21 protein-coding genes and 2 pseudogenes are annotated in these 26,016 nt (G+C 48.8%); 15 read left to right on the top strand and 8 right to left on the bottom strand.

All coding sequences use genetic code 11. The features are described 5' to 3' along the window. The first annotated feature begins 334 nt into the window (after positions 1 to 334). Together EKM90_RS10860 and EKM90_RS10865 are read left to right on the top strand one after the other, a co-directional pair. The gene (locus EKM90_RS10860; RefSeq protein ID WP_125582551.1) at positions 335 to 766 is read left to right on the top strand and encodes a CopY/TcrY family copper transport repressor; all 432 of its coding nucleotides are present in this window, start codon (positions 335 to 337) and stop codon (positions 764 to 766) included. 250 nt (positions 767 to 1,016) lie between these two features. Continuing rightward, on the top strand, positions 1,017 to 3,212 hold the full coding sequence (locus EKM90_RS10865; RefSeq protein ID WP_125582553.1) for a heavy metal translocating P-type ATPase: 2,196 nt from the start codon (positions 1,017 to 1,019) through the stop codon (positions 3,210 to 3,212). Positions 3,213 to 3,286: 74 nt separating this feature from the next. Here the strand turns inward: EKM90_RS10865 and EKM90_RS10870 are convergent. From EKM90_RS10870 to EKM90_RS10885, 4 genes and pseudogenes are all read right to left on the bottom strand, one after another. Continuing rightward, positions 3,287 to 3,985, bottom strand: a pseudogene (locus EKM90_RS10870) (MFS transporter); the annotation flags it as partial. Positions 3,986 to 4,047: 62 nt separating this feature from the next. Further along, positions 4,048 to 4,701, bottom strand: a pseudogene (locus EKM90_RS10875) (IS6 family transposase). Positions 4,702 to 4,858: 157 nt separating this feature from the next. Then, positions 4,859 to 6,184: a PTS sugar transporter subunit IIC gene (locus tag EKM90_RS10880; protein ID WP_125582555.1), complete on the bottom strand. Its 1,326-nt coding sequence runs from the start codon at positions 6,182 to 6,184 to the stop codon at positions 4,859 to 4,861. 11 nt (positions 6,185 to 6,195) lie between these two features. Next, a complete protein-coding gene (locus tag EKM90_RS10885; RefSeq protein ID WP_125582557.1) occupies positions 6,196 to 6,855 on the bottom strand; it encodes an AAA family ATPase in 660 nt (219 codons plus the stop codon). Positions 6,856 to 6,889: 34 nt separating this feature from the next. Between EKM90_RS10885 and EKM90_RS10890 the strand changes: the two genes are divergently transcribed. Next, the gene (locus tag EKM90_RS10890; protein ID WP_125582559.1) at positions 6,890 to 7,585 is read left to right on the top strand and encodes a MurR/RpiR family transcriptional regulator; all 696 of its coding nucleotides are present in this window, start codon (positions 6,890 to 6,892) and stop codon (positions 7,583 to 7,585) included. Positions 7,586 to 7,813: 228 nt separating this feature from the next. Next, positions 7,814 to 8,467 (top strand): recombinase family protein, encoded by a 654-nt coding sequence (locus EKM90_RS10895; RefSeq protein WP_125582561.1) that lies wholly within the window; start codon positions 7,814 to 7,816, stop codon positions 8,465 to 8,467. 65 nt (positions 8,468 to 8,532) lie between these two features. On the opposite strand, the gene EKM90_RS10900 is transcribed toward EKM90_RS10895, so the two are convergent. From EKM90_RS10900 to EKM90_RS10910, 3 genes are read right to left on the bottom strand one after another with little or no spacing between them, the layout of a single operon-like run. Beyond that, positions 8,533 to 10,389 carry a beta-glucoside-specific PTS transporter subunit IIABC gene (locus tag EKM90_RS10900; RefSeq protein ID WP_125582563.1) on the bottom strand — a complete coding sequence of 619 codons (1,857 nt, stop codon included), beginning with the start codon at positions 10,387 to 10,389 and terminating at the stop codon, positions 8,533 to 8,535. A 5-nt stretch (positions 10,390 to 10,394) separates the two neighbouring features. Continuing rightward, positions 10,395 to 11,237, bottom strand: coding sequence for a PRD domain-containing protein (locus EKM90_RS10905; protein ID WP_125582565.1), 843 nt, complete (start codon positions 11,235 to 11,237; stop codon positions 10,395 to 10,397). Positions 11,238 to 11,248: 11 nt separating this feature from the next. Further along, a complete protein-coding gene (locus tag EKM90_RS10910) occupies positions 11,249 to 12,667 on the bottom strand; it encodes a glycoside hydrolase family 1 protein (RefSeq protein ID WP_125582567.1) in 1,419 nt (472 codons plus the stop codon). Positions 12,668 to 12,974: 307 nt separating this feature from the next. Here EKM90_RS10910 and EKM90_RS10915 point away from each other — a divergent pair, with 307 nt between their 5' ends. The 5 genes from EKM90_RS10915 to EKM90_RS10935 all read left to right on the top strand — a co-directional run bounded on the left by EKM90_RS10915 (position 12,975) and on the right by EKM90_RS10935 (position 19,186). Beyond that, complete coding sequence (locus EKM90_RS10915) at positions 12,975 to 13,958, top strand: hypothetical protein (protein ID WP_125582569.1); 984 nt, start codon at positions 12,975 to 12,977, stop codon at positions 13,956 to 13,958. 1,390 nt (positions 13,959 to 15,348) lie between these two features. After that, positions 15,349 to 15,651 carry a hypothetical protein gene (locus EKM90_RS10920; RefSeq protein ID WP_125582572.1) on the top strand — a complete coding sequence of 101 codons (303 nt, stop codon included), beginning with the start codon at positions 15,349 to 15,351 and terminating at the stop codon, positions 15,649 to 15,651. A gap of 125 nt (positions 15,652 to 15,776) precedes the next feature. After that, positions 15,777 to 16,661 (top strand): tyrosine-type recombinase/integrase, encoded by an 885-nt coding sequence (locus EKM90_RS10925; RefSeq protein WP_125582574.1) that lies wholly within the window; start codon positions 15,777 to 15,779, stop codon positions 16,659 to 16,661. Between the two features lie 3 nt (positions 16,662 to 16,664). Continuing rightward, a complete protein-coding gene (locus EKM90_RS10930) occupies positions 16,665 to 17,537 on the top strand; it encodes a GH25 family lysozyme (protein WP_125582576.1) in 873 nt (290 codons plus the stop codon). 938 nt (positions 17,538 to 18,475) lie between these two features. After that, a complete protein-coding gene (locus EKM90_RS10935; protein WP_164507958.1) occupies positions 18,476 to 19,186 on the top strand; it encodes a hypothetical protein in 711 nt (236 codons plus the stop codon). Between the two features lie 280 nt (positions 19,187 to 19,466). Here EKM90_RS10935 and EKM90_RS10940 read toward each other — a convergent pair whose 3' ends face one another. Continuing rightward, positions 19,467 to 20,258: a Cof-type HAD-IIB family hydrolase gene (locus EKM90_RS10940; RefSeq protein WP_125582580.1), complete on the bottom strand. Its 792-nt coding sequence runs from the start codon at positions 20,256 to 20,258 to the stop codon at positions 19,467 to 19,469. 260 nt (positions 20,259 to 20,518) lie between these two features. On the opposite strand from EKM90_RS10940, the gene EKM90_RS10945 reads away from it, so the two are divergent. From EKM90_RS10945 to EKM90_RS10970, 6 genes are read left to right on the top strand one after another with little or no spacing between them, the layout of a single operon-like run. Beyond that, positions 20,519 to 21,259, top strand: coding sequence for a GntR family transcriptional regulator (locus EKM90_RS10945; protein ID WP_125582582.1), 741 nt, complete (start codon positions 20,519 to 20,521; stop codon positions 21,257 to 21,259). Positions 21,260 to 21,270: 11 nt separating this feature from the next. Further along, on the top strand, positions 21,271 to 22,125 hold the full coding sequence (locus tag EKM90_RS10950) for a class II aldolase (RefSeq protein WP_125582584.1): 855 nt from the start codon (positions 21,271 to 21,273) through the stop codon (positions 22,123 to 22,125). Positions 22,126 to 22,137: 12 nt separating this feature from the next. Beyond that, positions 22,138 to 22,620 carry a PTS sugar transporter subunit IIA gene (locus EKM90_RS10955; RefSeq protein ID WP_125582586.1) on the top strand — a complete coding sequence of 161 codons (483 nt, stop codon included), beginning with the start codon at positions 22,138 to 22,140 and terminating at the stop codon, positions 22,618 to 22,620. Further along, on the top strand, positions 22,617 to 22,916 hold the full coding sequence (locus tag EKM90_RS10960) for a PTS sugar transporter subunit IIB (protein ID WP_125582589.1): 300 nt from the start codon (positions 22,617 to 22,619) through the stop codon (positions 22,914 to 22,916). The genes EKM90_RS10955 and EKM90_RS10960 overlap by 4 nt, the downstream gene beginning before the upstream one ends. 12 nt (positions 22,917 to 22,928) lie before the next feature. Further along, positions 22,929 to 24,308, top strand: a complete 1,380-nt coding sequence (locus tag EKM90_RS10965) for a PTS galactitol transporter subunit IIC (RefSeq protein WP_125582591.1) — start codon at positions 22,929 to 22,931, stop codon at positions 24,306 to 24,308. Continuing rightward, on the top strand, positions 24,292 to 25,758 hold the full coding sequence (locus EKM90_RS10970; RefSeq protein WP_125582593.1) for an FGGY-family carbohydrate kinase: 1,467 nt from the start codon (positions 24,292 to 24,294) through the stop codon (positions 25,756 to 25,758). Before EKM90_RS10965 ends, EKM90_RS10970 begins: the two co-directional genes overlap by 17 nt. Positions 25,759 to 26,016 lie beyond the last annotated feature (258 nt).

Genomic DNA, 26,016 nt, shown 5'->3' on the forward strand with positions numbered 1-26,016 from the left:
TGAGTTGTTGGTAATGCTTGTGGGTGTTAGTCTGAGAGTGGGTCATGAAGATTCCTGCTTTCTTGTTTAGCTAGCACTAACAAGAATAGGTCTTCATGGCCTTTTTGGTCTAGTCGTCAGGGTGTTGCACTTGAATTGTAAACTGGGGAAAAATTCCCAGATCATTAATTTAACATATCGTATCAAACCACGCCTGGAATATTATCTAGGCGTTTTTTTAATGTCATGGTATTTTCTGGCAGAAAGGTTGCATTATTTTGACTACAGTTGTAAACTAATAAGTGTTAAGAGGCTACAAACGTAAACTTAGAATTCAATTAATGGAGGAAGCCAATTGAAGGATGCAAAGAATGTAACCATCACCGATTCTGAATGGATGGTTATGAGAGCAATTTGGACAATGGGACATGCGACTAGTCGTGAACTAATCGATGCTATGAACGAATTAGAAGGCTGGTCAGCTTCAACAACCAAAACGCTACTTCACAGGTTGATTCAAAAACAGGCGGTTGCGCAGCATGGCCGCAGTCGACCATTCACGTATAAGCCGGTTGTTGGCGAGAAGGAATCAATGGCGGCAGCGGCAGATGATTTGTTTGACCATATGTGTGCGATGCGGGCTGGTTCAACAATTGCCGGCGTTATTCAGTCAAGGGAACTCTCACGGGCGGATATTGCGAACTTACAGGCGATTCTAGCTGAAAAGGCCAAAACAGCGCCCGAGGAAGTTCAGTGTAACTGCTTGCCAGGTGATCAAACGTGTTAAGACTGTGGTGTTCTGTTTACTTTTAGGATTGCTGCACAAAAATCCAGAATCTGGGATTTCTGATGGCGGAAACTTATGAATTTTTGTCGTAATTCTCATTCATATAGTGGCATGGTGCTCCGCAAAGCAGAAGCCTAAATATAAGAACCTGGTGGAAAAATCCCGAGCCCGGGGATTTCCACACAAGGAACTTATATTCCGGCTTCTAACCGCTTTGCTACGCACACTTATTTTTAGGGGGTCGATAATCATGGCAAATAAAGAGGACCATATGAACATGAAAAACATGAGTGCTAAGAATATGGAAAATAATGAATCAAATATGAGTCATATGGATCACGATATGACCGAAACGGATCATAATCAAATGAACATGGACCACGATATGGCCGAAATGGATCACAGCCAAATGAACATGAATCACGGTGATATGGATATGGCTGGGACCGACATGATGATGCACGGTGGCTCAATGATGCATATGGGGAATTTGAAAGTTAAATTTTGGGTCTCCGTTGTCTTAGCGATTCCAGTTTTACTGTTAGCACCAATCATGGGTTTAAACGTTTCCATCCTTAGTTTCAGTTCACCGCTAATTGTTGGCATTATCATCGTTTTGTTTGATACAGCACTTTACTTTTATGGCGGAATGCCATTTTTAAAGGGGGCTAAAGCGGAAATTCAGAATAAATCTCCTGAAATGATGATGCTAGTAACCCTTGGAATTTCCGTTTCGTATTTCTACAGTTTGTACGCATTTATTGCCAACAACTTCTTGAACCCGGCAAATCATGTAATGGATTTTTCGTTCGAACTTGCAACCCTGATTTTAATTATGCTTCTAGGACACTGGATTGAAATGAATGCATTGATGGGGGCTGGGAATGCCTTACAAAAGATGGCGGCCCTGTTGCCTAAGACGGCCCATCTAGTTACAGATAATGGTGAAACAAAAGAAGTGCCAGTATCTGATTTAAAAGTTGGTCAAGCTTTCCAAGTGCGTTCAGGTGAGAGTATTCCAGCCGATGGTGTTATTACGGCTGGGGAGTCGACCGTGAATGAAGCACTGGTAACCGGTGAATCTGCTGCCGTTACCAAGAACGTTGGCGATAAGGTCATTGGTGGTGCAACCAACAATAACGGGACGCTAACGGTTAAAATTAGTGGTACTGGTGACTCCGGCTATCTTTCTCAAGTAATGAAAATGGTTCAAAATGCCCAGCAAGCTAAATCTAAAGCAGAAGATAAAGCTGATTTAGTTGCCAAGTATCTATTTTACGCGGCATTTGGTGTTGGGATTATTGCTTTCTTTGCCTGGTTACCCCAGGGATTGCCGACTGCAATGACGATCATGGTGACCGTCTTCGTGATTGCTTGCCCGCATGCATTAGGATTAGCGATTCCATTAGTGGTTTCTCGTTCTACTACGATTGGCGCACAAAATGGGCTATTAGTTCGAAATCGCCAAGCCATTGAAGCAAGTCAACATGTTAGCCACGTTCTCTTGGATAAAACTGGCACGTTAACAGAAGGTAAATTTACGGTGAATGCATTGATTCCAAATGATGGGATTGACGAAACAACGTTATTAAGCCGACTGGCCGCCCTTGAAAATAATTCGACTCATCCGCTGGCCCAAGCAATCATTACTGAAGCCCAAGCGAAGGACATTGAAGTCGTTGCGGCTGAAAAGTCTCAAAATATTCCGGGCGTTGGTATTTCCGGTAATGTTGATGGCACTGACTATACGATTGTTAATGGTAACTATTTAACGAAGCAAGGGATCAGGTTTGACGAGGCCGCTGCTGATAAATGGGCTGCTAAGGGTAATTCCGTCAGCTTCCTATTGCAGGGCACCCAAGTTCAAGGAATGGTTGCTGAAGGCGACACCATCAAAGCGGGTGCTAAGGAATTAATTAGTGGTCTTCAGAGGCGAGGAATTACCCCCGTAATGCTCACTGGCGATAATCCAAAAGCCGCGGAACACGTTGCTAACTTACTAGGATTGACTGAATTCCATGCAGGCCTATTACCAGATGATAAGCAAAAGATTATTGCTGATTATCAAGCAAAGGGCAATCACGTCATCATGGTTGGTGACGGCGTAAATGACGCACCAAGTCTTGCCGCGGCCGATATTGGAATTGCAATTGGTGCCGGAACCGATGTTGCCATTGATTCCGCTGATGTTGTGTTGGTTAAATCAGAACCCAGCGATATTTTACATTTTCTTGATTTGGCTAAAATCACAAATCGGAAAATGGTTCAAAATCTCTGGTGGGGAGCAGGCTACAATATTGTCGCAATTCCACTCGCTGCCGGTGTGTTGTCATTTATTGGAATCATTCTAGACCCAGCCGTTGGTGCTGCGGTCATGGCGATGTCGACAATTATCGTGGCAATTAATGCGATGGGATTGACTGGTGAAAAGATTAAAAACGTGTAATTAAGTGATGACAAAAAGAGGAGAAAGATCAGCTGGTAGTCTGGTCTTTCTCCTCTTTATGATCATCATGTTAATTACTTATCTGGTTGCTCAGTTAATTTCGCCAATTTTTGATGCAGCCTAATGTCATATTGCCTGGTAATTGGCATTAACACCGCGACCACCCCGCAAATGGCAGCACCGATTCCTGCAATCACAAATAGGCGTTCAATGCCAATCACATCAGCTGGGGGACCGGAAAAAATTAAGCCAATTGGTCCAGCTAGATTCAACAAAGAATTCAAAACGCCTAGAATCCGCCCTAACTCTTCTGCTGGATAACTTTGTTGAATCATTGCCATTAAAAGCGTTGTAAAAAATGGGGTCGCAATTCCTTCAATGATGTTTAAAGCTGCGAACCATAAAAATCCGGTTTGGTTACCTGGCAAAATGCCGCTAATACCGGTTGGAATGCCAACCAGGAAAAACGCGATGATTACGGGATTCATCCGGTCCTGCCACTTACCAAAGAGGCCAATGATAGTGCCGCCGATTAGCATGCCAGTTGAATAAATGGCTTCAATTAAGCCAGCTTGACTAACGGTTCCCTGAAAGTATTTCATGGTCATGAGTGGATACATGCTGGCAGCAGGCATGTATGTTAGTGTGAAGACGGCGCCGATCAACGTAATGTACCACAAGCCCTTGTTGTTCGTAAGTTGTTTGATCCCCAAGCGGGTGTTGTGGAGCACATGCATTGGCTGATCAATTTTTTCATTGTTAGGAATTTGAACCGGTTCTGGTGCAAAGTTGAAATTAAGCGTAGATCAAAGTGACTGTGTTTAGTGGTTGTAGCCTATGCCGCTAACAATTGGTCGACTTCTTGATACGCTGAAAAGCCGAAGAGGCCTAGCTTCTTTCGGCTTTCTTTGTGTATCGCATGCATGGTTTCAATGCCGTATAATGTCCTAGCTGCTGTCCGAGTGCTCTGCTAACTTGAGGAACGAACTTGTTGCCGCTTAATAAAACGGTGATCTTGCTCAATCAGATTATTGCGATATTTGGAGCACTGATGCACACCTTTGTGCAGACAGCCTTCCCTAGTAAGCTTTTTAATTGCCTTTAGGGTCGCTCCGTACTGATCAGTCACTAATCGATGTGGAAGACCATAGGTCTTTAAAAGGCGTTTGAGAAAATGATAGTCCGAGTTAAAGTCACGCTTCTTGCGCAGTTGAAAATCAAGCGTAAGACCTTGATCATCAATGGCACGGTAGAGGTAATTCCATTGACCTTTGATCTTGATATAGGTCTCATCCATACGCCACAGAGCCCGCATAATCGGTGAGTAATGTTGTACCCAACGCATGAGGGTTGTGTGATGCACGAAAATACCACGGTCGCGCATCATTTCAACTAGATCTCGATAACTGATGTTGTAACGCAAGTAGTAGCCTACGGCAAAAGTAATCACTGATTGATTGAATTGCCGTCCTTTAAAATGATCAGTCATCTGAAAACCTCCAGTTTCAATTCATGATACAGGTACTCTCCCTGAGTAAACTTTGCACCAGAACCCTGCAGATATATACGACTATTATTTCGGAGTATCAAAAACGCCGCAGTACTTAGCTGCGACGTGCTTGCATTATATTCAGTCCGGATTAGTATCAATCAGCCGGTGCACCAGTTACTTCTTTTTCTTCCGCCAACATCTCATTGTGCTCGTAAATCTTGAAGAATGGCAAGTAAACTAGCATTGCGACGAAAATTAAGATAGTCCAGAAGACGATGTTCCGCCAATCCATCGTGCCCATGTAGGCTTGAGCAAAGTATGGGGTGAAAGACGGATCGACAATGGTACCCAGACCAATGATGCCAAATTTCTGTGCTAAGTAAGTAAGTGAGAGCGTCACGATTGGTGAAAGAACAAATGGAATGCCGAGAATCGGGTTAAAGACAATTGGTAGCCCAAAGATGACAGGCTCATTGATGCTACAGATACCCGGAATAAAGGACAGCCGGCCGATTGCCTTAATTTTGGTGACCTTGCTGCGCATCATTAGCAAAACGAGGCCAATCGTGTTACCAGCTCCACCAAGTACCGAAATCCGGAACATCTGCAAATTCATCAAGTGTGTAGGAGCCATGCCTTTTTGTACTTGAATGGCATTGAGGCCAGTCTGGGCAATCCCAATCGCAAAGAGAATTGGGAACACAATACTTGTCCCGTTGACCCCAATCAGCCAAAGAAGATTAGAGATGGTGACAATCAGTAGAAAGCCCCAGAAGTTACCAGCAATCCCTACTGCAGGAGTCAGTAGGCCGGTGACAAAAGCAGGTGATGGTTTGCCACTTAAGCCACTAATCAGTAAGTTCAGACCATAGAACACACCGATGTTCAAAACTAGCGGAATGAGGGAGTTGATGAAGGTGGTCACCATTGGCGGCACACTGTCGGGAAGCGTCATCTTCCAATTGTGCCGATCCACCCAGCGGTTAACTTCCACGACACAAAGGCCGAGGATAATCGAGAGAAACAGACCGTTGGTGCCAAGGTAATCCATGGAGATAGTGCCCTTAGCGGAGACAGTGGTGGTGACCATCATGTAAGTGACCATCGCCATCATGCCATCCATCGCGGCATTGCGCTTGTAGGTTTTACTGAGCTCGTAGCCAATCCCAAACGCACAGATGATACCGTAAATACCCATGGTCATGTTGTAAGGTAGCGTGATGGCATCGTAGTGAGCCACCGCAAAGTTTTTCCATGAGGCCATGAACTGCATAAAGAAGTTGGCAGTGGCGGCGTTGTAATGCGACATATCGATTGGTGGGTTGGCGAAGATCAGAAAGAATGAACCGACAACCAGGAATGGAAGGCCAAAGAGCATACCATTGGCTAGTGACTGCAGGTGCCGCTGGTTGCCGAGTTTGTTACCGACAGGGGTAAGAACATTACTGAGCTTATTCAGAAAGCCGTTTGACTGATCCATGAAATCACCTCTCAGACTTGGTAGGCATTAAATTCGAAGGCGTGGGGAACAATTTTCTTGGGGTCATAGTGTTGGATTAATTTGTCGTATTCTTCGTAGTAGCCGTTGTCGACTTTCTTTTGGGGTGTAACCTTGCTGTCGACGTGCAGGAAGTGCTGGCTATCGCGGCCGAGTTTCTTACCACGTGTGGTGTGCTTATCAAGCGCGTAGTCAGGAATCTCGGGTACGTAGCCCATGTTGAAGTTCTTGATGACGATGTTTTTGAGTAAATCGGATGAGCGGTCTTTTTCAGATTCGCACAGGTAGCGAATGGCATGAACAAACATCATCGCCCGATCAGCCTCAGTGTATTCAAAGTTCTGACGAATCTGATTGAGATTGTTAATCAGAATTGGGGCCATAGGGTTACCCATGCCGATGTCTTCAACGGAGATAGCCTGGAGGCGGCGCCAGAGCTTGTCTTCAAACTGGGGTGATGAGATGTACATTTCGTAAGCAAATTCGACGGCTGCCCGTTCCTTGCCTTTGCGAATTGACTTCTGCAATGCTGAAATCACTTCATCACCAGCCAGACCGTTTCTGGTCTTAGTCCGTGCCCAAGGGTCAGACAAGAACTCATCATCGTTATCAGCACTTTGATTTCTGGTATTTTCTGTATTAGGTTTAGTCATAGAATATTTCCTTTCTAGAATGGTGGTATACATAATGGATATTCAGCAATGGGCAGAGAAGTATCAGTTATCAGCTGATGAATTAAGAATTTTGGAGTACATGAAGCGGCACCACGCGAATGTTAGAGATACCGGCATTCGTGATTTGGCTAAGGCAACGTATTCGTCGCCAGGCTTCATCATCAAGCTGGCTAAGAAAATTGGCTTATCTGGTTATTCAGAGCTGGTTTTCTTGATGGCTGATACAGACACCTTTGTTGACTTAAAATCCAGTCCTGTCGACATTGGAGAATACCTGCAACCTTTTTATGAGTGCATGAAGAAACATCGCGGAGGCATGATTAGTGTGCTCGGAAGTGGTTATTCTGAGAGTATCGCTCAATATATGAGTGAGTATCTCAACGTTCATGGGTTCCGTAGTACCTCTAATTCGCATCTTGAATTGCTTCGGCCGAGCTCTGATCATTTGTTGATTACCATCAGCAATTCTGGGGATACCGTGCGTCTGAACGAGCTAGCTGAACAGGCGGCTGAAAATGGTCAAGATGTGATTGCCTTTGTTGGTAGGCGGAACTCGCAGATGGCTAACGCCGCGAGTATCGCGATTTCAACGAATACATTTAAGCCGACCTCGTTTGAGGAGAATGCACCGCAATTATTTTTTGGGTTTGCATTGATATATTTTGAACTTCTCATGAGTAAAACGTTAAGCATGCTTGGTCAGGATTAAGCGCTTTCTCTCTGACAAATCTAGACTAACGCAAATAAGAACCCCAGAGAATTGGTTTGAGGGTAATGAATACATGTTTAGCTCGATTGAGAACATGTTCACGGTGGTGTGGGTCATACTTTATATTTCTGTCTCACAACTTAAAAGTATTGACACTGACACCATGTGCCCGCTACAATAGGCTTTGTTAAGTCTCATATGTAAGTCTCAAATCGAGAGGGCAAAATCATGGTCAAATCATCCAGAACGACTTCATCGACAGCCACAAATTCAACGGGTCATATCTACGGGTATGCTCGAGTCAGCACCTTGGCTCAGAGTCTAGATGAGCAAATCGCCGAGCTCCATCAACTAGGTGCCCAAACCGTCTATGCAGAGAAGTACACCGGCACTACCGTCGAGCGTCCAGAATTTCAGAAAGTGCTTGCTATCGTGCAGCCAGGGGACACTCTAATCGTCGCGAAGATGGATCGGCTTGCCCGCACAGTCAAAGGCGCCTTGGAAGTCATGGATCAACTTCAGGTCAAAGGTGTCTCACTTCGTATCGGCAATATCGGTACTTTTGAGACTGATCGTAATGGCAAGCTGACTCCCATGGCGAAGATGATGAGAACGATGATGTTGGCGTTCGCCGAATACGAAAGAGATATGATTGTTGAGCGCACGCAAACCGGGCGGGCTTATGCACGTACACATGTACCTGACTACAAAGAGGGCCGCAAGCCAGTAATCAACGGTCGCCGCCTAGAGCAGATGCTGGAATACTACGATACGCACACCGTGAAAGAAACGGTTTCGGCTTTTGACGTATCCAAAGCGACCTTGATGCGCCGGGTGGCAGACCGAAGAGCTAACGAGATTAAAGAAGAACAGGCAAACTAACGCAAAGAGGCCATCACATTCAGCAGGTGTGATGGCCTCTTTAGTATGCTGCGTATAGGAACGGCTTATCCTATGCTTGCGACTGCCAGCAGGGTATCGCTATTCACAGGAGTCTCTGCAGTTTTGGACTTCAATGCCACAGAGCCCGTTGTCACGATGACAGGAGAGATGGTGTTGTACTGTTTACCGACTTCTTCAAGGTCAAAGGTAATTAGCTCCTGACCACGGGTGACGTGTTGGCCCTGGGTAACAAGAGTATTGAAATATTTCCCATTGAGTTCAACTGTATCAATGCCGACATGAATCAGCACTTCGACCCCGTTATCACCACGGACGCCAACCGCATGCCCAGTCTGGGCAATCACGATGATGGTGCCATCAAATGGTGCTCTGACGATGCCTTCTGTTGGCTTAATGGCAAAACCATCGCCCATGGCACCTGATGAGAAGGTTGTATCAGGCACCTGATCTAGACCGACCAGGTCACCATTAATTGGTGCGTAGATTTCGGCCGGCACACCGCTAGTCACTTCAGCATCATCACTTTGTTCAATCACTGGTTTTGGATCTTCAGCACCGACTACCGGCTGCAGAATCATTACCAGTACGGCCGTTGAAACGATTGTGATGCCTAGGCCAATCAGAACATGGATAAATTTCGGCATCATGGCGTAGACAGCCAGACTCAGGATGTTTGAAGGGGTGAAGCTGCCCAGGTGATAACCCATGGCGGAGACATATGCAGCACCGAGGCCACCACCGATACATACAGAGAGCAAGAGGCGCTTGTATTTAATGATAACCCCGTACAGAGCAGGTTCGGTAATCCCAAGAATAGCCGAGACCCCAGAGGAGTAAATTACTGACTTTTCTTTCTTGGAACGAGTCTTGAAGATCATGGTCAGAACACCAGTGGCCTGGGCAAAAGTTGACATGATCATGGTCGGCATCAAGACGTCATAGCCTTTAGAAGCAAAGTTCTGGAAGACAATCGGGGTCAGCGCTTGGTGCATACCTGTGATGACCATTAATGGTCGTAATCCACCGAGTAGGAACCCAGCCAAGGCGCCAGAGAAGGAGAAGAGCTTCATTGAGACACTTGAAAGGGCGAGCCCAAAGTAATTGCCCAGCGGCCCAAGTACAATCAACTCGATTGGGATCATCACCAGCAAGACCACGGTTGGAACGAAGATCACTTTCAACATATCTGGCATGTGCTTGTCGACGAACCGGTAAACATAACTCATCAGCCAAACAGACAAGATAATCGGAATAACTGAGGAATTATAGCCGAGTACCGGAACCGGTAGGCCTAAGAAGTGCATGGTCGTGATTTTGCCCACGTTGTTAATCAGCGTTGGGTGCAGCAGTGCCCCAGCGAGGACCGCTGCCAACATAACGTTGGTTTTGAATAGCTTGGCGGCTGAGATTGCCAGCAGGAATGGCAAGAAGTAGAAGGTGGCATCGGCCATCAGGTTCAAGATGATATAAGTATCCGAGGTGGTCGAAAGCCATTTGAACGCGGTTGAAAGACCCAGGACGGCTTTCATCATCCCGGCGCCAGCAATCGCAGGAATAACTGGTAGGAAGATGTTTGAAAGAATTTCTAGTAGGCGGCTGAAGAAGCCCTTCTTTTCGCCATCGTCGTTGCTGGCAGTGGTGCTTTCTTCGCTACCGATGCCGGTCATATCAGCCAATTCGTCATACCAGTTGGCAACCGCCGGCCCGATGACAATTTGAAGCTGACCGTTTTGAATCTGCGTGTTTAATACACCATCAACATCGCCAATCTTTTTCAAATCAGCTTTGTCGTTGTCTTTCAGGTTAAAGCGTAGCCGAGTCATACAGTGTGTCATGCGCTGAATGTTATCGGCGCCGCCGATGTCAGCCAGAATTTGTTTGAGTTCGGATTCGTGTTTCATTGTTTTCACTCCCCGTTTGTATTGAGTAGTCGAGAGATATGCAACGTCATGTACATGAGTTCTGCGTCATTCAATGATACTTGGTAGTCTTGGGTCAGCTGGTCGCCGACTCGTTTAGCAATCGCGTAAGCATCTGGGTTTTTCTTGAACACTAAGCTCATGATTTCATCGTCCGCGTGCTCTGTGCTGCCTTGGAAGTCTAGCAGGCGCATGGCCATGTATTGGATATGGCGGACGAACCGGCTATAGGCCACGGATTCAGTGTCAATATTATGAATTAATGCATCAACGACCGTTAACACGGTCTTGATCATCTGAGTGAGCTGGGTCACATTATGCGGCTGATTGCCTTCAAGTGAGGCGTCAACGAAGTGCATGGCGATAAAGCCAGCTTCATCTTTAGATAGGGTGGTAAACTGATACTTTTTAACTATCTGCAGAGCGTAAAGCCCAATCTCATACTCACGCGGGTAGAAGCGCTTGATATCCCAGTTCAGCGGGTTTGGCGTTGAGAAGCCATCTCTGGCGCGGGCAATCGCATAGTCCAGGTGGTCGGTCAAGGTGATGATAATGTTCTGATTTAGCTCGTGGGGCAGTCGCCTTTTCCCGTAGTTCACAATTTTGTTGCTGGTCTCAATCAGATCAGTGGAAACTGAAGTGAGGAGATTCTGCACGGAAGGGAAAAGACTCTTATTGGTCATCAGGAAGATTTCGTCTGCATCGCTAACCTCAACCTCATCGCCGCGGCGCTTTTCATGACCAATGCCGCGACCGATAATAATGACGGATTCATCTTGGCTATTTCTCGCCTCGACCACATTATTATTGAGTATTCGCAAGATTTTCATGTGAGCCGTCCTTATCCTTGAAACAGACTGTCACCATCCGTCTCAATGATTTGTCTGTAAATATCAAAGCTATCCTTGCGTTGGCGTTTCAGTGTGCCAGAGCCGTCGTTATGACGGTCGACATAGACAAAGCCGTATCGCTTCTTCATTTCACCAGTGCCAGCGGAGACGATATCAATAGGCCCCCACCAGGTATAGCCGATGACTTTGCAGCCATCTTGAATGGCGTCGGCAATAGCCTTTAAGTGATCCCGAAGATATGCTGAACGTTCGGGGTCGTGGATTTTGCCATCTTCGCTGATTTCGTCGGCGGCACCCAAGCCATTTTCAACGATGAATAGTGGGCAGTCGTAGCGATCTTGCATCAAGTTACACATCCACCTCAGGCCCAGGGGATCGATTGGCCAGCCCCAAGCCGATTCTTTCAGATATGGATTTGGCTTGCCGACTACGCCGCCGGTATCGCCGTAGATCTTCATGCCTTCTTGATAAGTACTGGAACGATAATAGCTAAAGGCTAGATATTGCGAGGTGTATTGCTTAATCAGCGCCAGCTCATCATCTGTGATATCGATGGTGACCTTGTAGTCTTTCCAGATGCGCTTCACGTAGCCTGGATAGTAGCCGCGGAGCTGAACATCAGCGCTGACAAATGTCCGCCGTTGTAGTTGTAGAGCGCCAAAGACATCTTCTGGCTTCGGACTGGCGGGATAAACGGCAGCCTGACTGAGCGAGAGCATAATACCCATCTTTGCATCCGGCATCAGTTCTTTGGCTAGTCGCACAGCCTGCGCGTTGGCAACATACATATTATGAGTGGCCTGGTAAATCTGCTGAAGTTGATGTGGATAATCGCCGGTCAGATCCATACCAGCAGCGGCGTATGGAATGGTGTGAACATTATTCATTTCATTGAAGGTCATCCAGTAGTGTACGCGGTCGCCATAGCGGGTGAATAAGACGCGGCACAGTTTCTCGAAGAGGGGAATGAGCTTCTTACTCTCCCAGCCGTTGTATTTCTTGTGAAGGGTCAGTGGCGTTTCGTAATGTGAGATGGTAACAACCGGCTCGATACCAAGCGCCACCATTTTGTCGAAGAGGCGATCATAGAACTTCAGGCCTTCTTCGTTTGGCTCGTCTTCTTCACCAGTAGGGAAGATGCGAGTCCAAGCAATTGAAGTTCTAAAACACTTAAGCCCCAGTGCAGCCATTTCTTCTAAATCGGTGTCGTAGCGATGGTAGAAGTCAATGGCCTCGTGGCTTGGATAGAAGGCGCCAGGTACCACTTCCTCATCGTGCACGTTCTTGGCGATACCATGCTGGGTGGTGTCTGTAATCGCAACGCCCTTGCCGTCAACGTCCCAAGCACCCTCTGCTTGGTTAGCGGCAATGGCCCCGCCCCATAAAAAATCCTTTGGAAAAACAGTCATTTACTTTACTCCTTCCTCTGCTGAACGAAAAAAAGGCAACACCACTAAGCGCTTAGGCCCAGCGGTATTGCCTGATCGAATCAGTTACAAACCGACTTACTATATGTTTACAGTCAGAGCATACCAACGAAAGTAAGCGCTGTCAACCCGATATATTAATTTATTTCTTATCTGCAGGCTAATGCACGATATCAAGTGTTGGCAGCGATGAACTTGGAGAACCGAGTACATGTGTATGTACATTGTTTCTGAATCACGTTATACTCTACCTGTAGAGAATCGCCACCGCCCTTGGAGGACAAAGCTCATGGCAAAACCAATCAGCAAACAGCAAAAATGGAACGCCGCCCACCCGCAAGCCACGCGCAAGGCCAGCGACCGCAGTGCTACCAAGCGCTACATCCAAAAATACGCCACGCTGGCAGAGCTCGACACTATCGACCGGCTCGTCGCTGATCAACGCAAGGTGCTTAAGCAACGCGAAGCCGAAGCCCTGGCACCGCTCGACGCCTTCATTCACACCTACCGCTTCGGCACCGGCGCTGTGCCGCCAAAAGGTTTCGACATTATCGTGTCTGAAGAGGTCGTCACCGCCAGCTACGACGGCAAGTTCTTAATCTCGACGCCGAACCGCAGCCAGTTGGATCCTGTGCGATATTCACCGTCTGGCGCGCTAGAAGAAAAGGCCAACCTCCACGCCTGGTTCGATTGGGTGTTCAAACTGCCGGCCGAACGCATCGAACTAAGCGACTTTAGAGCCTTCCCGCTGGCCCTGCGCGACGAGATTGAAGCTGCGCTTACCAAGTACTTTGGCTACCAGCCACTTGTGAAAATTCGCTACAGCGCCGCCGCCTTTACCGAAACAAAGGACCAGGCGCTTTACTATCCATTGTCGCCGGATCCGGTCATCACCTGGAACGGCCCAGGCCATGGCTATCGTGTTGAGGACCAGACCCAAATTATCAGTGGTGACCTCTCTTTAGAGGAAAATCACCCCTGGGCAGAAAGCCACCCGCCGCTGCTTGAAACCGCGGTGCTACGCCAAAAATATGAAGCGCTCAGCCCGGAGGATAAGCTTGTGTATGTACCGGCCGATGAGGCGCCGGCCCCAAAGCCGCGAACCTATCAGATTGTCAAAATCACGCGCCGCAAGCAAAAAGATGGCACCGAAAAGCTAACGCGCGCCATCGCCGGCAAGTACCACGCGCTGAATCAAGAGACTGCTACCGCAGCTTACAAAGCCGATCATCCGCACGCCAGTCTTGCTAACCTTGAGATTGAAGAAATCTGAAATGACGCCTGTCAAACCAGACCTGAGAAGACTCTGATATGACAGGCGTTGTTCTTTTGGGTAGCAAGTCGAGAACGGGTACTTCGCGAACCTCAGAGGCGAAAATAGACGCGATTTCGCGGTCAGAAGACGACAACCCATCGAAACGGGGCTAAAACGACGACGTTTCTGCACCTGAAACCCGCTCTGAATGTCTATGATTCACGAACACCAGAAGAGAGTGATGAGCTACGTTGCGCTTTAATGAGGCGGCAAAAGCCACATGCATATGCGGATATTTATACATGCAATCAAGCATAAAGGGTTAGTGCTCACCTGCCGCCGCAGCCTCCGCCCAGCCGCCTGGCCTTGCGGCCCGCTCGGCGCCTCGGCTCCGGCTGCGGCTGAATCCACCGACGGCCGCCCGCTACGCGATGCGGCGGCCTGCTCAGACATAACGCCGCAATCGCCCCCGTGGCCCTCCGCCAGCCGGCTGGCGCCCGCTGGCTCCGCCGCCACTCACAGCCACCGCGCCTCACCAGGCGGCCGCTTCGCGCCCGCGCGTGCAGGCACTCGCAGCGCTCCCCGCCAGCCTACGGCAAGCGGGCGCTGCATCGGCCGGCGCGCAGAGCATCGCCCCAGCCAACGCCATGTGATGCGCTGCCGGCAGTCGCCAACGCGCCCAGCGCCTTGGCACCTTGCCTAGCCGCAACGAACTAGCTCACTATCCGCAGCGCCACCGCCCGCGCCCCGGCGCGACCAGCTGCGCTCGTCGCTTCGCCGGCGCTAGCCACAGCCAGGCCGCGTGGTCGCGGCCCACCGCCGGATTCTCCTCATCCGGCTGCGCCCCAGCCCAATACCGCCCACCAAGCAAGAATGCTGGCGCGTATATATAGCGCTCTCCTGTATTTGAGTCTAGGTAAAATAGCGACGCGCGTCATCATCTGACGCGTGTTTTCGTCTCCTATGAGGTGCCGAATCCGGAACCCGCTAGGCCTTTGCGGATTAGCCTGGTCTTGGGCGCTCTACCCGGGCGGCGGCGCAGTGGGAGGTCCCACCCGCCCAGTCGGAGCCAGGTAGGAAGCTCCTGCCATTTTCACCTCGAAGGAGCCGACCGCGCGCCTAACGCGCGCTTGCTGTTTCACGCTGCAGCCCGCGTGAAACAGCATCGGCAGGCGGCTGCGCCCACCCGGCGCAGCCAGCCTCGAGTTCCAGGAGCGGGCAGACACCGGCGTGGGCATGGCTGGAGCCCGCCATTGCCCGCTCCGGCGACTGCCGCGGCAACTTTAGCCCACTGTTTTGTTAGCAACCAGACCGAAAAAACCAAAAAAAGCGCGAATCACTGTTTCAAATTCGCGCAGTTATCGATTTATATAAGTGACGGGAAAATTCAGAAAGGAGGTACATGCACATGACCTTAGCTGATCGTTTGCCCATCGAGATATACTCGCGGCCGGTGTACCGGAAGTGCGAGTGTTGCGGAAGAGTGCAAGATATCTATTTTCATATGGTGGTGCGCGATGCCGCTAGTGGCAAGCTTCTGATCGGCTCGTTTGACCTGTGTGCCAGCTGCGGCAAGGAGTTGGCGCTGATTACTGATCAAGCCATCGACCGGGAAGAAGCACCAACGCCAGCGCCGAAAATGACGCAAACCATCAGAACCTTTGACGTGGGCGGCGCTGCGCAAAACGGCGGCGATACGACAAATTTGTAAATTTGTGCCGGTGGCGGGAATGTTTTTGTTTGGAGAAACGCGCGGTTTTGCGCGCTGAATTTTGACCGGTCGGGTAAGATACGACCAATTACTAAATTTGCGGTTTGTGCGAGGAGGTGAAACCGATGATGTCATGGGCCGAATATTTAACCGACATCGGCCGCAACGAGCGCACCATTTACGAATATGAGCGCCGCCTGCGTTTGTGGGAGGCGTGGTTGTGGGAAGTGCGCGGTAAGGCGCTGCTGGAGGCGAAGCAGGCGGATGTGATTGCCTGGCAGTTAGACCTAATCCGCAGCGGTAATGGGCCGCGCACGGTCAACGGCAAGTTATCAGCCGTGAAGTTGTTTTATGCGTGGTTGGTGCTGGCGGAGAAAATGCCGGAGAATCCGGTGCCCAGCGGCCTGAGCCTGCATGTGGTACCGCCGCGAATCAACCGGCTGACGGACGAGGAATTGCGCGGGATTTTGAACTGGTTTGATACGCTGAAACCTAACGCGCGCGCCGCTTTCTATACGATGTTTGGTAGCGGCGCGCGGGTGAGTGAGGTGGCGCGTCTGGAGTACCAAAGCGTGCGGCTGATTGATGATGCGATATGGATTCAGATCAGCGACGCGAAGTGGGACTCTGACCGGACGATTCCGGTGATTGATGATAAAGCGGCGCGCATTCTATATGCGTACTGGCTGGATCAAAGGCTGGATGGCAAGCCACTCTTCAAGCTTTCCAAGCGGACGCTACAGGAATACGCCACACACTATTCGGAAGAAAGCGGCGTGCATTTTTACTCCCATTTGCTTCGGCATACGTTTGCGGCGCGGCTGTTGGAGCAAGGCGTGCCGATGAGCGAGATTCAGTTTTTGTTAGGGCATCGTAGTTTAGCAATGACGGCGCATTACACCGAGTCGGCGATTGTCGACACCGGGCACTTAGCGCCAAGCGTACTGCAGGACAGTAGCAGCGCGGCCGCGACGCCGCGGCTGCGACCACTAGATGAAACGGAGGAATAGCGGATGGCAACAGCGATTGTGATTGATGTCAGTAGCTGGAACCCTGATACGTTGGCGTTTTTCCAAGACGCCGCGAAAAACGGGGCGCAAGGCGCGATTGTGAAGCTGACGGAGAATACGAACTACAAGAACCCTAAGGCAGTCAACCAACTGAAGAATGCCAAGGCGGCGGGCTTGAGCGTTCATGGGTACCACTATGCGAAATATACGACCGTGGAAAAAGCCCAGGCAGAAGCGAAGTATTTTGTCGCTCAGGCGCAGGCGCTGGGACTGCCGAAAGGAACGGTTTTGGCAGATGACGTGGAAGATGGGGTGCTCAGCAAAGACGGAAAGACGCTGACTACGCAAACGGCAGCCTTTTTGAAGGTCATCACGGATGCGGGGTACCGGACGGATGTTTATACCAGCTTGAGCTGGATCACGGGGAATCGGCTGCTTTTGGGGAGTTTGCCCAAGCTGAATCTCTGGCTGGCGCGGTGGCAGGCTTCGGCACCTGGATACACCGGGGTCGGGACTTGGCAGTGGACCTCGCAGTGGCGCGGGCTAGCGCTGGATGCCAGCTACGATTATTCCGGGTATTACACCGGCGCAGCGGCAGCTACGACGACTACTGCGACTGCGACGAGTAGCGGCTGGACGGTGCAAACGGGAACTTTCACGCCCGACCGCGAGATTTGGTTGCGGGAGGCACCGATTACCGGGGCCAAGATTGCGCTGATGAAAAAAGGCGACAAAATCAAATACGACTCGTATGGCTACGTGAGCGGGTATGTGGTGATCCGGCAGCCGCGTGCCGGCGGCAAGTTCGGTTATATCGCCACCGGCACCGCCGCTGGCACCAAACGGACCAGCTACTGGGGTAGTTTTGCGAAGTGATGAAAACCAGGGAACCAAAATGGCACCATGGTTGTAAAGCACAATCATGGCGCCATTTTGGTTGCAAGTAGGTGCACAAGTAAAACATTATACAGGTACCACCGGTTGTGGCATAATTGCGCCAGATGTTATTTTAAATCCAAAAAAATAGAGCTTTGGTGCTAGCACACCGCCGCTCTAAAACCTGAATGGTCCACAAACAAGTTAAGCGTCTCCGCTCAGGGTTATTTTATCATGGCGGGCTGAACTTGTCGTTTTTAATGACTGGGTTCGGCCTTTTTTATCCCTTGGGTCGTTATGTAGAAGGGGCAAGTCGGGACAGGCGTGTACCCGTCAGAAGCGCTGCGAAATGCTTCGAGCCACGTCCGAAGCTGTGGTCTGCGCCACGGCGGGCCATGAATGATGGGAGACGGGGCAAGCACGGTCCCGGACAAGCAGGGTGTGGTCCGAAAGCAAGATGAGCGGATGTCTGTGCGTGGGCTTGGAAGCAGGCCGGCTGGATGGGGGGGACGACCAGCCGAATACACAAAAGCACCCAATCGAGGCGATGGCGCGAAAGCGACGGCAGCGATTGGCTGGTGAAAACCAGGCCGCTCTCTGCTCCGAACACTCGAGCTCTAGCAGGCTGGGGTGTCCAAGTTAGCGGTAAGTTGGCTTGGAAGAAAAAAGGGCAAAAAAAGAGCGCCAGCATAAAGGAGTTGTAGAGAACCGGCCTGCTGGCGCTGGGGCGGCGCTGCCACTGGATGGCGCCACCTATCATATATATACGCAAAGGAGGGGCGATTGACCGAGTGGTTTGGGCGGGGTTGAGGTAGTCCATGATTAGAATCATAGCAGCAAATGTTCCTAGGGGGCGGCAGCTGGAGCTAGTGGGGCATGATCTCGATGATCAACTAGCAAGGTTGCCGGTACGGGAGGAGTTAGCGTTGGCACCGAGCTTGGTGCTGATGATGCCGACACAGAATGACGATTTCGCTACCTTAGGCTTAGATGCAGAAGTGGGTCCGTATTTGACGAAGCGGCATGACCGCACGATAGCAAGACGCCTGCGGCAGAATCTCTGGCCGTTTAGGGAGCCGCTAAAGGCTGAGAGTCAGGCTGTATTCGATGAGCTCGAGATGCAGGTCAGATTCAGGGCGCCACCAAGGTTGATTCCATATTTCCAGCAATTTTATTTTCCATTAGGAGGTGCCGCTCACCGGGATGCAATCTGGCTGGCGGGGCACTACCTGAGCGATTTTACCTTGGTGGCACCTGGGCGACTGCGGGTGGTGATGCGGATGGGGAAACAGCGTGAGTACAGGCTTGAGCTTGAGGTGTCAAAGCGGTTAGATGCAGGGCGGCTGGGCTTGCTGGCAACCTACGCGGCTGAGGTGACGCGGCGAATGCAGCCTTATCATCAGCGATATCACGCTAGGCAGATGGCAGGGGTGATGCTTGGTGAGGCGCCGCCGCGCGGTAATTATGCAAAGATTCCGGTGGAGGCCGAGTGGGGAGAGGCAAGGCCGCCAGAGAATGTGATTGTTGAGGCGCTTTTGGCGCATTGGCCGGAAGTGACGACGGTGATGAGTGAGCATGCAGAACAGCTCAATCAGTTTCTGCTACAAGAGGACTTCATCGCAATTTTTGACGAGAATCGCTATGCGTAGTGCGCCAATCTGGGAGATTTGACCCTACGCAAAAATAGAAACGGCCGGTACACTGGGCTCGTCGCGACGCTTCTCACGCAGGGAGGTGATGACGATGTCTGCTCAGGACTGGGCGCTTCTACTGCCAATCTTGATTGGTGGGGCGCTGGCTGCTTATGATCGTTGGATCGCATACAAAGACAAAGACTCCCAAAAGAAGTAACGCTGCGACTGCGGTCCAGCTGGCGCCTCCGTGCTACCGGAGGCGTTTTTTTTGCGTTTTAAGCAGGAGATGGTGGGCCTATATAAGCCCAAAATGTTTTAAGGCCTTAGGAATACCTCCGTGCAGGTAGTCATCGGTCTGGTAGTCAGCTGCAGCAGCGGCTTGGTCACTGGCATTACCCATTGCTATCCCTGTATTGACACTCTTTAGCATCGAAATATCGTTGTTGCCATCGCCAAAGGCAAAAGTAGGGAGATCTGGTAGATTAAGATGCTGCAGTAATGTATGAATGCCGTTTGCTTTTGAGGCGTTCTGAACAACGGTATCTAGAACGATTGGTGAGTTGCGCATAAAATTGAAATCAGGGAAATCCTTGCGGTAGCTTAACTCGTGTTTGATGCCAGAGTCTGAGTTATCGATGAAAGTCAGAATCATATTGATGTTTTCTAGAAAGGTTGCGTGTTGTTGAATTGGCGGAACAGGCCATCTCATTTCCTGACAGAGCTGTTTGACCCCATTGGAGATCTTTGTTGCCGAAATACGGTTAGCATTTAACCAAATTAGGGTTGTGTCATCCTGAGAGGCACGGTTTTCGATGTGTTCTAGTTGTTGCTGGGTGAATGTGAGGCTTTTGACTAGTGCGCCACGATAATAGACTTCACTTCCGTTGCCGCAAATGTATGTATCGATACCGGCAGACGTTGCTAGGTCGGTCAATTGAAACTTTTGCTTTCCGGTACAGAAGGCCGGTAGATAGTTGTTATTAATAAGCTGACTGATTGCCTCGATATTATCCTCGAAAATCCGCTTTTCGGGGCTTAGTAGCGTGTTATCCAAGTCAAAGAAAACGGCTCCTTTGTAATCTGTCATTATTTATCCTCCATATTTTATAAAAGTGAGACTAGCACTCAACAAAACACAGTTTACTCTAGTATGCAGCTATAACAGGTACACTAATTAGTGTACCTGTTCAAAATATCATAAAAATGTATACAAGTTTTTATACTAACGAGGACTATTTATCTTGAATGCGATAATGGAAGGCCTTACTATTAACTTGTTCACAGAGGTACCCTGTGATGCACTTTTGTACTACGATGTCCATAGACAAGAGAAAGGAAGTACAACTAATGAAACTTAAAGTTGATAAGCTTTCCATGGTTCCCGTCTATGAGCAGATTGCAAATGGGCTTAGAGATCTCATGTACAGTGGAGTTTTACAGAACGGCCAACAGATAGATTCGGAGCCTAAAATGTGTCTCGAATTCAACGTTAGTCGCGGGACAGTCCGGAAGGCAATTGAAGTTTTAATCGGAGAGGGACGCCTCAGAAAAATTCCGGGAAAAGGTACTTTCGTTACCAATCCAGATGTCGCCTATCCACTGAATCAGCAGTTGTTTTCATTTGCTGAGACCTTGGATGCACAAAATATTAGGTATACAACACAGGTTATTCGCCAGGAACTACTTCCAGCTAACAGTGAGATTGCTGACAATCTACGGATTAAGAAGGGAAGCAACTATCTGTATCTTGAACGTACTCGCACAGTTGATGACGATGTCTTAATGCTAATTGAGAATAGAGTCAGCTTGAGTGTGTGCCCTGATATAGAGCGGGTGAACTTCAACAATATCAGCCTATTTTCAAAACTGGAGGAAGTTTCTGGCCAACGTATTTCGTTTGCACGTAGTACGTATGAAGCACTTGCGGTTGGCACTGAACGGGGAAAGATTCTTGGTCTGCCAGCATCAGCTCCAATTTTAAAGATGCAACAAAGCGTCTTTATGGCGGATAACATACCAGTTGAATATGGTTCTGTTTGGTTGAAGGCTAACAAGTACTTCCTTACTACTACGCTTCAGCGAAGGTAGGAGGGCAATTCATGCCATTAGTAAACGGCTTTGATTTGATTGAAATTATAAAAGAGCGTCACGTGGTTGCAGGTGCGTTTAATACGACCAATCTAGAAACAACAATCGGGATTCTTAATGCAGTTGAGAAGAGCGGTATTCCAGCATTTATCCAAATTGCGCCAACTAACATTCCGGTATCCGGTTATGGCTATATTGCTGATATGGTAGAGCGATATGCGAAGACGATGGATACGCCAGTGGCCTTGCACTTGGATCATGGTAAGGACTTCGACTCTGTTCGTCAGGCCGCGCGGGCTGGCTTCACTTCGGTTATGACTGACAATGCGCATTATGACTACGAGGAGAATATTCAACACACCCGTGAGGCAGTTGAGTTTGCGAAGGGTTACGGGATTCCAGTTGAAGCTGAACTCGGTGCTATTGCAGGTAAAGAGGACGATAACGTTGTTGAAGGTGAGGGGAAGACTAACCCTGACCAAGTTCTGGATTTTGTTTCACGCACTGGCGTTGATATGCTGGCAGTTGCAGTCGGTAACGTGCACGGCTTGAACCTAGACCCGAATATTGATTTTCCATTGCTAAGGAAGATTCAGGAGATTTGCCCAGTGCCGCTTGTTCTTCATGGTGCATCAGGAATTCCGGATGAGCAGATTGCACAGATGGTAGACAACGGGGTAATTAAAATCAACGTCGCTAGTGATTTGAGAACAGCCTTTATTACTTCGGCCGGGAAGAGCTATGAAGAGGATCCAGACCGATTCGATCTAGTTAACGTTTGCCTAGATGCCGAAAAGGCAGTGGAAGATGTTGTCTATCACAAGATTCAAGTGATGAATCAGCTTTCTCCAGTTAAGGTGCACTAAGGGGGCCTATGAGTGACAGAGCATGACACAGCAGAAATCGCATTCGATGCGACTTTTGTTAAGAGAATTCCGAAAGCGCTTACGTTTTCGGAAATCGTCGATGAACTTTCAGTGAATTTAATTGATCACGACTTGGTAACATCTGATTATCCAGCCGCAGTAAAAGCGCGGGAAGTAGAGTTCCCAACTGGATTGCCAACAGAACCAATTGGTGTGGCGATTCCGCACACGGATCCGAAATATGTGCGGCAGAACGCGATCTCAGTTGCCGTCCTAAAGAATCCGATTCGGATGACCGTGATGGGCACAGATGACGAAACGGTAAATGTCTCAATCGTCTTTCTGCTGTCCCTCGGGCAATCTAACAAACAGTTAAATATCCTTGCCAAGATTATGAAGATCGTTCAGGACCAAAAGGCCCTAACTAAGATTATGAATGCATCACCCGATGAGATTGCCACAGTAGTCAGAGATTCAATATTGGAGGATAAATGATGACTCAAGCAAAGAAAAAGACAATTCTGTTCGTGTGCGCAACAGGGATTGCTACTTCCACAGTGGTGGCTGAGAAGACGCTGGAATATCTTCACGAGAATGGTATTGATGTGAACTATACCCAGACAAACGTTGCTTCCTTGCCAGAATATGACGCCAACGATGCGGATTTAATCGTAGCGACTACTAACGTTCCTTATGAGACGCCAATTCCTGTTATTCGGGCGTTGCCTATTATTACAGGGATTGGCGATCAGAAAGTACTCGAGCAGATTAAAGCTGCTATCGAAGAATAGGAGGTGGACTAGATGGCTAGTTTAGCTGACTCGCTAAATACGGGTGTTCAGTTTGTTTTGGGACTTGGGGCAACGGTCATGCTGCCACTTTTCCTGTTTGTCCTTGCGCTATTCTTTAGAGTAAAGCCGGCCAAGGCACTTCGCTCAGCTTTAACCGTTGGTGTTGGTTTCGTTGGTATCAATGCTGTCATGACCATTCTGTCTGACAACGTGGGTCCAGCCGCTAAGGTTATGGTTCAACACATTGGACTCAACCTGCCACATGCCGACTTGGGTTGGCCAGCTCTTTCAGCGATTACCTGGGGCTTGCCAATTGCACCTTTCGTTATCATCATGACGATTGTGATTAACGTCATCATGTTGGCAATGAAGTGGACCAAGACGGTTGACGTTGATCTGTGGAACTACTGGCACTTTGCCCTTGCGGGGACGTTGGTTTACTATGTAACCAACAATTTCTGGCTTGGCATTTTAGCCGCTGCTGTGATTACGGTTATCGTCTTCAAAATGGCCGACTGGGCGGCACCGCTTGGGGAGAAGTACTTTGGACTTGAGGGTATTTCACTGCCAACAGTTTCGTCGATTACCTTCTGGCCAATTGGTTTGTTAGGCAACTGGATTATCGATCATATTCCAGGCCTGAACAAGATTCATATCAATCCTGAGACCATTCAGAAGCGTTTTGGTATTATGGGCGAGCCACTGATGATTGGGACAATTCTGGGCTTACTGCTCGGGGTATTGGCTGGCTACGATGTTAAAGGCATTCTAAATATCGGGGTTAACTTGGGTGCCGTTATGTTCATTCTTCCGCGGATGGTTCGGATTTTGATGGAAGGGTTAATGCCGATCTCTGACGCTGTTAAGAGCTGGCTGAATAAGCACGTTAAGAACAGCGGCCAACTGTACATTGGTCTCGATATCGCTGTCGCGATTGGGAACCCAGCAGTTATCTCTACTGGCCTGATTTTGACACCAATTGCTGTTGGGCTGGCCTTCATCCTTCCTGGTAATGGGACCATGCCACTGGCTGATTTGGCAAACCTGGCAGTGTTCGCCTCAATGATTGTCTTGGCAACAAAGGGAGATGTCTTCCGCTCAATTCTGATCGGAATTCCATGCCTGATTGGTGATTTGTACTTCTCAACATTCTTGGCTGGAACGATCACAAAGATGGCGCGTAATGTCAACTATGCTGGGGCCAAGAGCGCATCAGTAACGAGCTTCCTTGATGGTGGTAACCCGCTTCGTTACTGGATTGTTGAAATTTCAAGACTGAATCCGATTGCTTTAATTTTAATTCCAGTTATTGGCTTGATTATCTGGTGGGTATATAAGGTGACCAAGAAGTCGGTCTATGGATTAAGTGATAAGAATGAACTTAACGATTGATGTTGGAACTACGAACACCAAGGTTTCTCTTTGGAAAGATACCTTAACCACAGTTCCTACGGAACAGAAAAAATTCAAAACGCCTAAGATCGAGTCTGACGATTTTGTCGATTTTGATGCGGATAAGCTCTTTGAGATGATTCTTTCCAGTATTGGGCAATTCAAAGACACTGACTTGGCGAAAGTAGCGAAAATTTCGATTGCTAGCGTTGGCGAATCTGGTGTTTTGATTGACTCGGATGGGAATAGTGCTTCGGAGATGATTGCTTGGTATGACAACCGAGCGCAGTCCGTTATTGACGCGTTGAGCGACAGTGATCGGACAGTCATCTATGAGGTATGTGGTCTTCCGCCTAATGCTCATTATTCGGCTGCTAAAATTCGTTGGTTACTCGAAAATCGCGTTGCTAAGCATCAGCGCTATACGTGGCTTTGTATTCCAGACTATATTGCATACCGTCTGACAGGTAACATGGCAACTGAGTTCTCAATTGCTAGCCGAACAATGGCTTTTGACTTAAGTAATCGCCGGTGGTCCAGTCGAGTTAAAGCAATCTTTGGGATAAGTGATGTTGACTTTCCTCCAGTGCTAGCAGCTGGTGAGAGTATCGGTAGCGTCTTGCCTGAGTTGAGTCAGCATCTTGCCATCGCAAGCGATGTTTCCGTTGCCATTGCAGGGCACGATCACATGGTCGGCTCCTTTTCCAGTAGCCAGACCAAGGAAGAGTTGTTGGATTCAACGGGTACGACAGAAGGTATTTTGCTTCTCAACGACAAGCTGACTATTTCACCTGAAGATCAGGCTGCAGGGATTGCCTACGGTATCTATCAGGATCCTCGACTGTATACGGAGTTCACGGCGCTACCTTCAGCAGGGTCAGTAATCGAGTGGTTTATGAAGTCTTTCCATTTTACCAGCGAGGAATTTCTTAAAACAGCTGATATCATGCACGAGCGCTATTTGAAAGGCAATCTAGACGAGGACTGTATCAACTTTGTTATCCCTCATTTCAGTGGTAGCGGAAGCCCCGTCAAGACGCCAGATACTAAGGGGCTGTGGTATGGCTTGACGAATGGCACCTCACGAGAAGATTTGGTTTTTGGCCTCTTCTTAGGATTGACGTTCGAACTTAAACAAGCAATCGAAGCGCTTCATGGCCCGAAGGTTAGCCGAATAAAGTTGATTGGACCAGCAACAAAAGACCCACTTTGGATACAGCTAAGAGCCGACCTTTTGGGGGTCCCGGTTCTTGCAATGGAGACCCCAGAAGCTGTTTCGCGAGGTGCAAATATTATTGCTGAAGCGGTTGATAGGAATTACGATCGTCCTTCTGAGGCGCCAAACAATGAGTATTTGCCGCAGCAGAATAGCATCACGAGAAGGATTATAGAGATTTACAAGAGTTTGTATAAGCCGCTGTACAGTAGCAAAGTAAAGATAGAGCTCTAGAGCGCTTTGAAACATCAAGTAAATTTCATTTTGAGACGGGAAGAAGCATCGGGTCCGATTGAGCGGACTCGATGCTTCTTTGTTTGTGCTTCACACAGGGCCCGGCGAATCGTAAGCACCCAATAACCGACCGCCTGGCAAACTAAGAAGGGGCGTAATCCGCATTCTCAGATTACGCCCCTTCGTTGTTCAAGCAATCTCTTGTTTTGATGGCTTCAGATACTGATTCCAAGGTGAATAAGACTCAGCTTGTTCTCT

Origin of the sequence: Lacticaseibacillus suibinensis (genome assembly GCF_003946175.1) — a bacterium.
GTDB classification, from domain to species: Bacteria; Bacillota; Bacilli; order Lactobacillales; family Lactobacillaceae; genus Lacticaseibacillus; species Lacticaseibacillus suibinensis.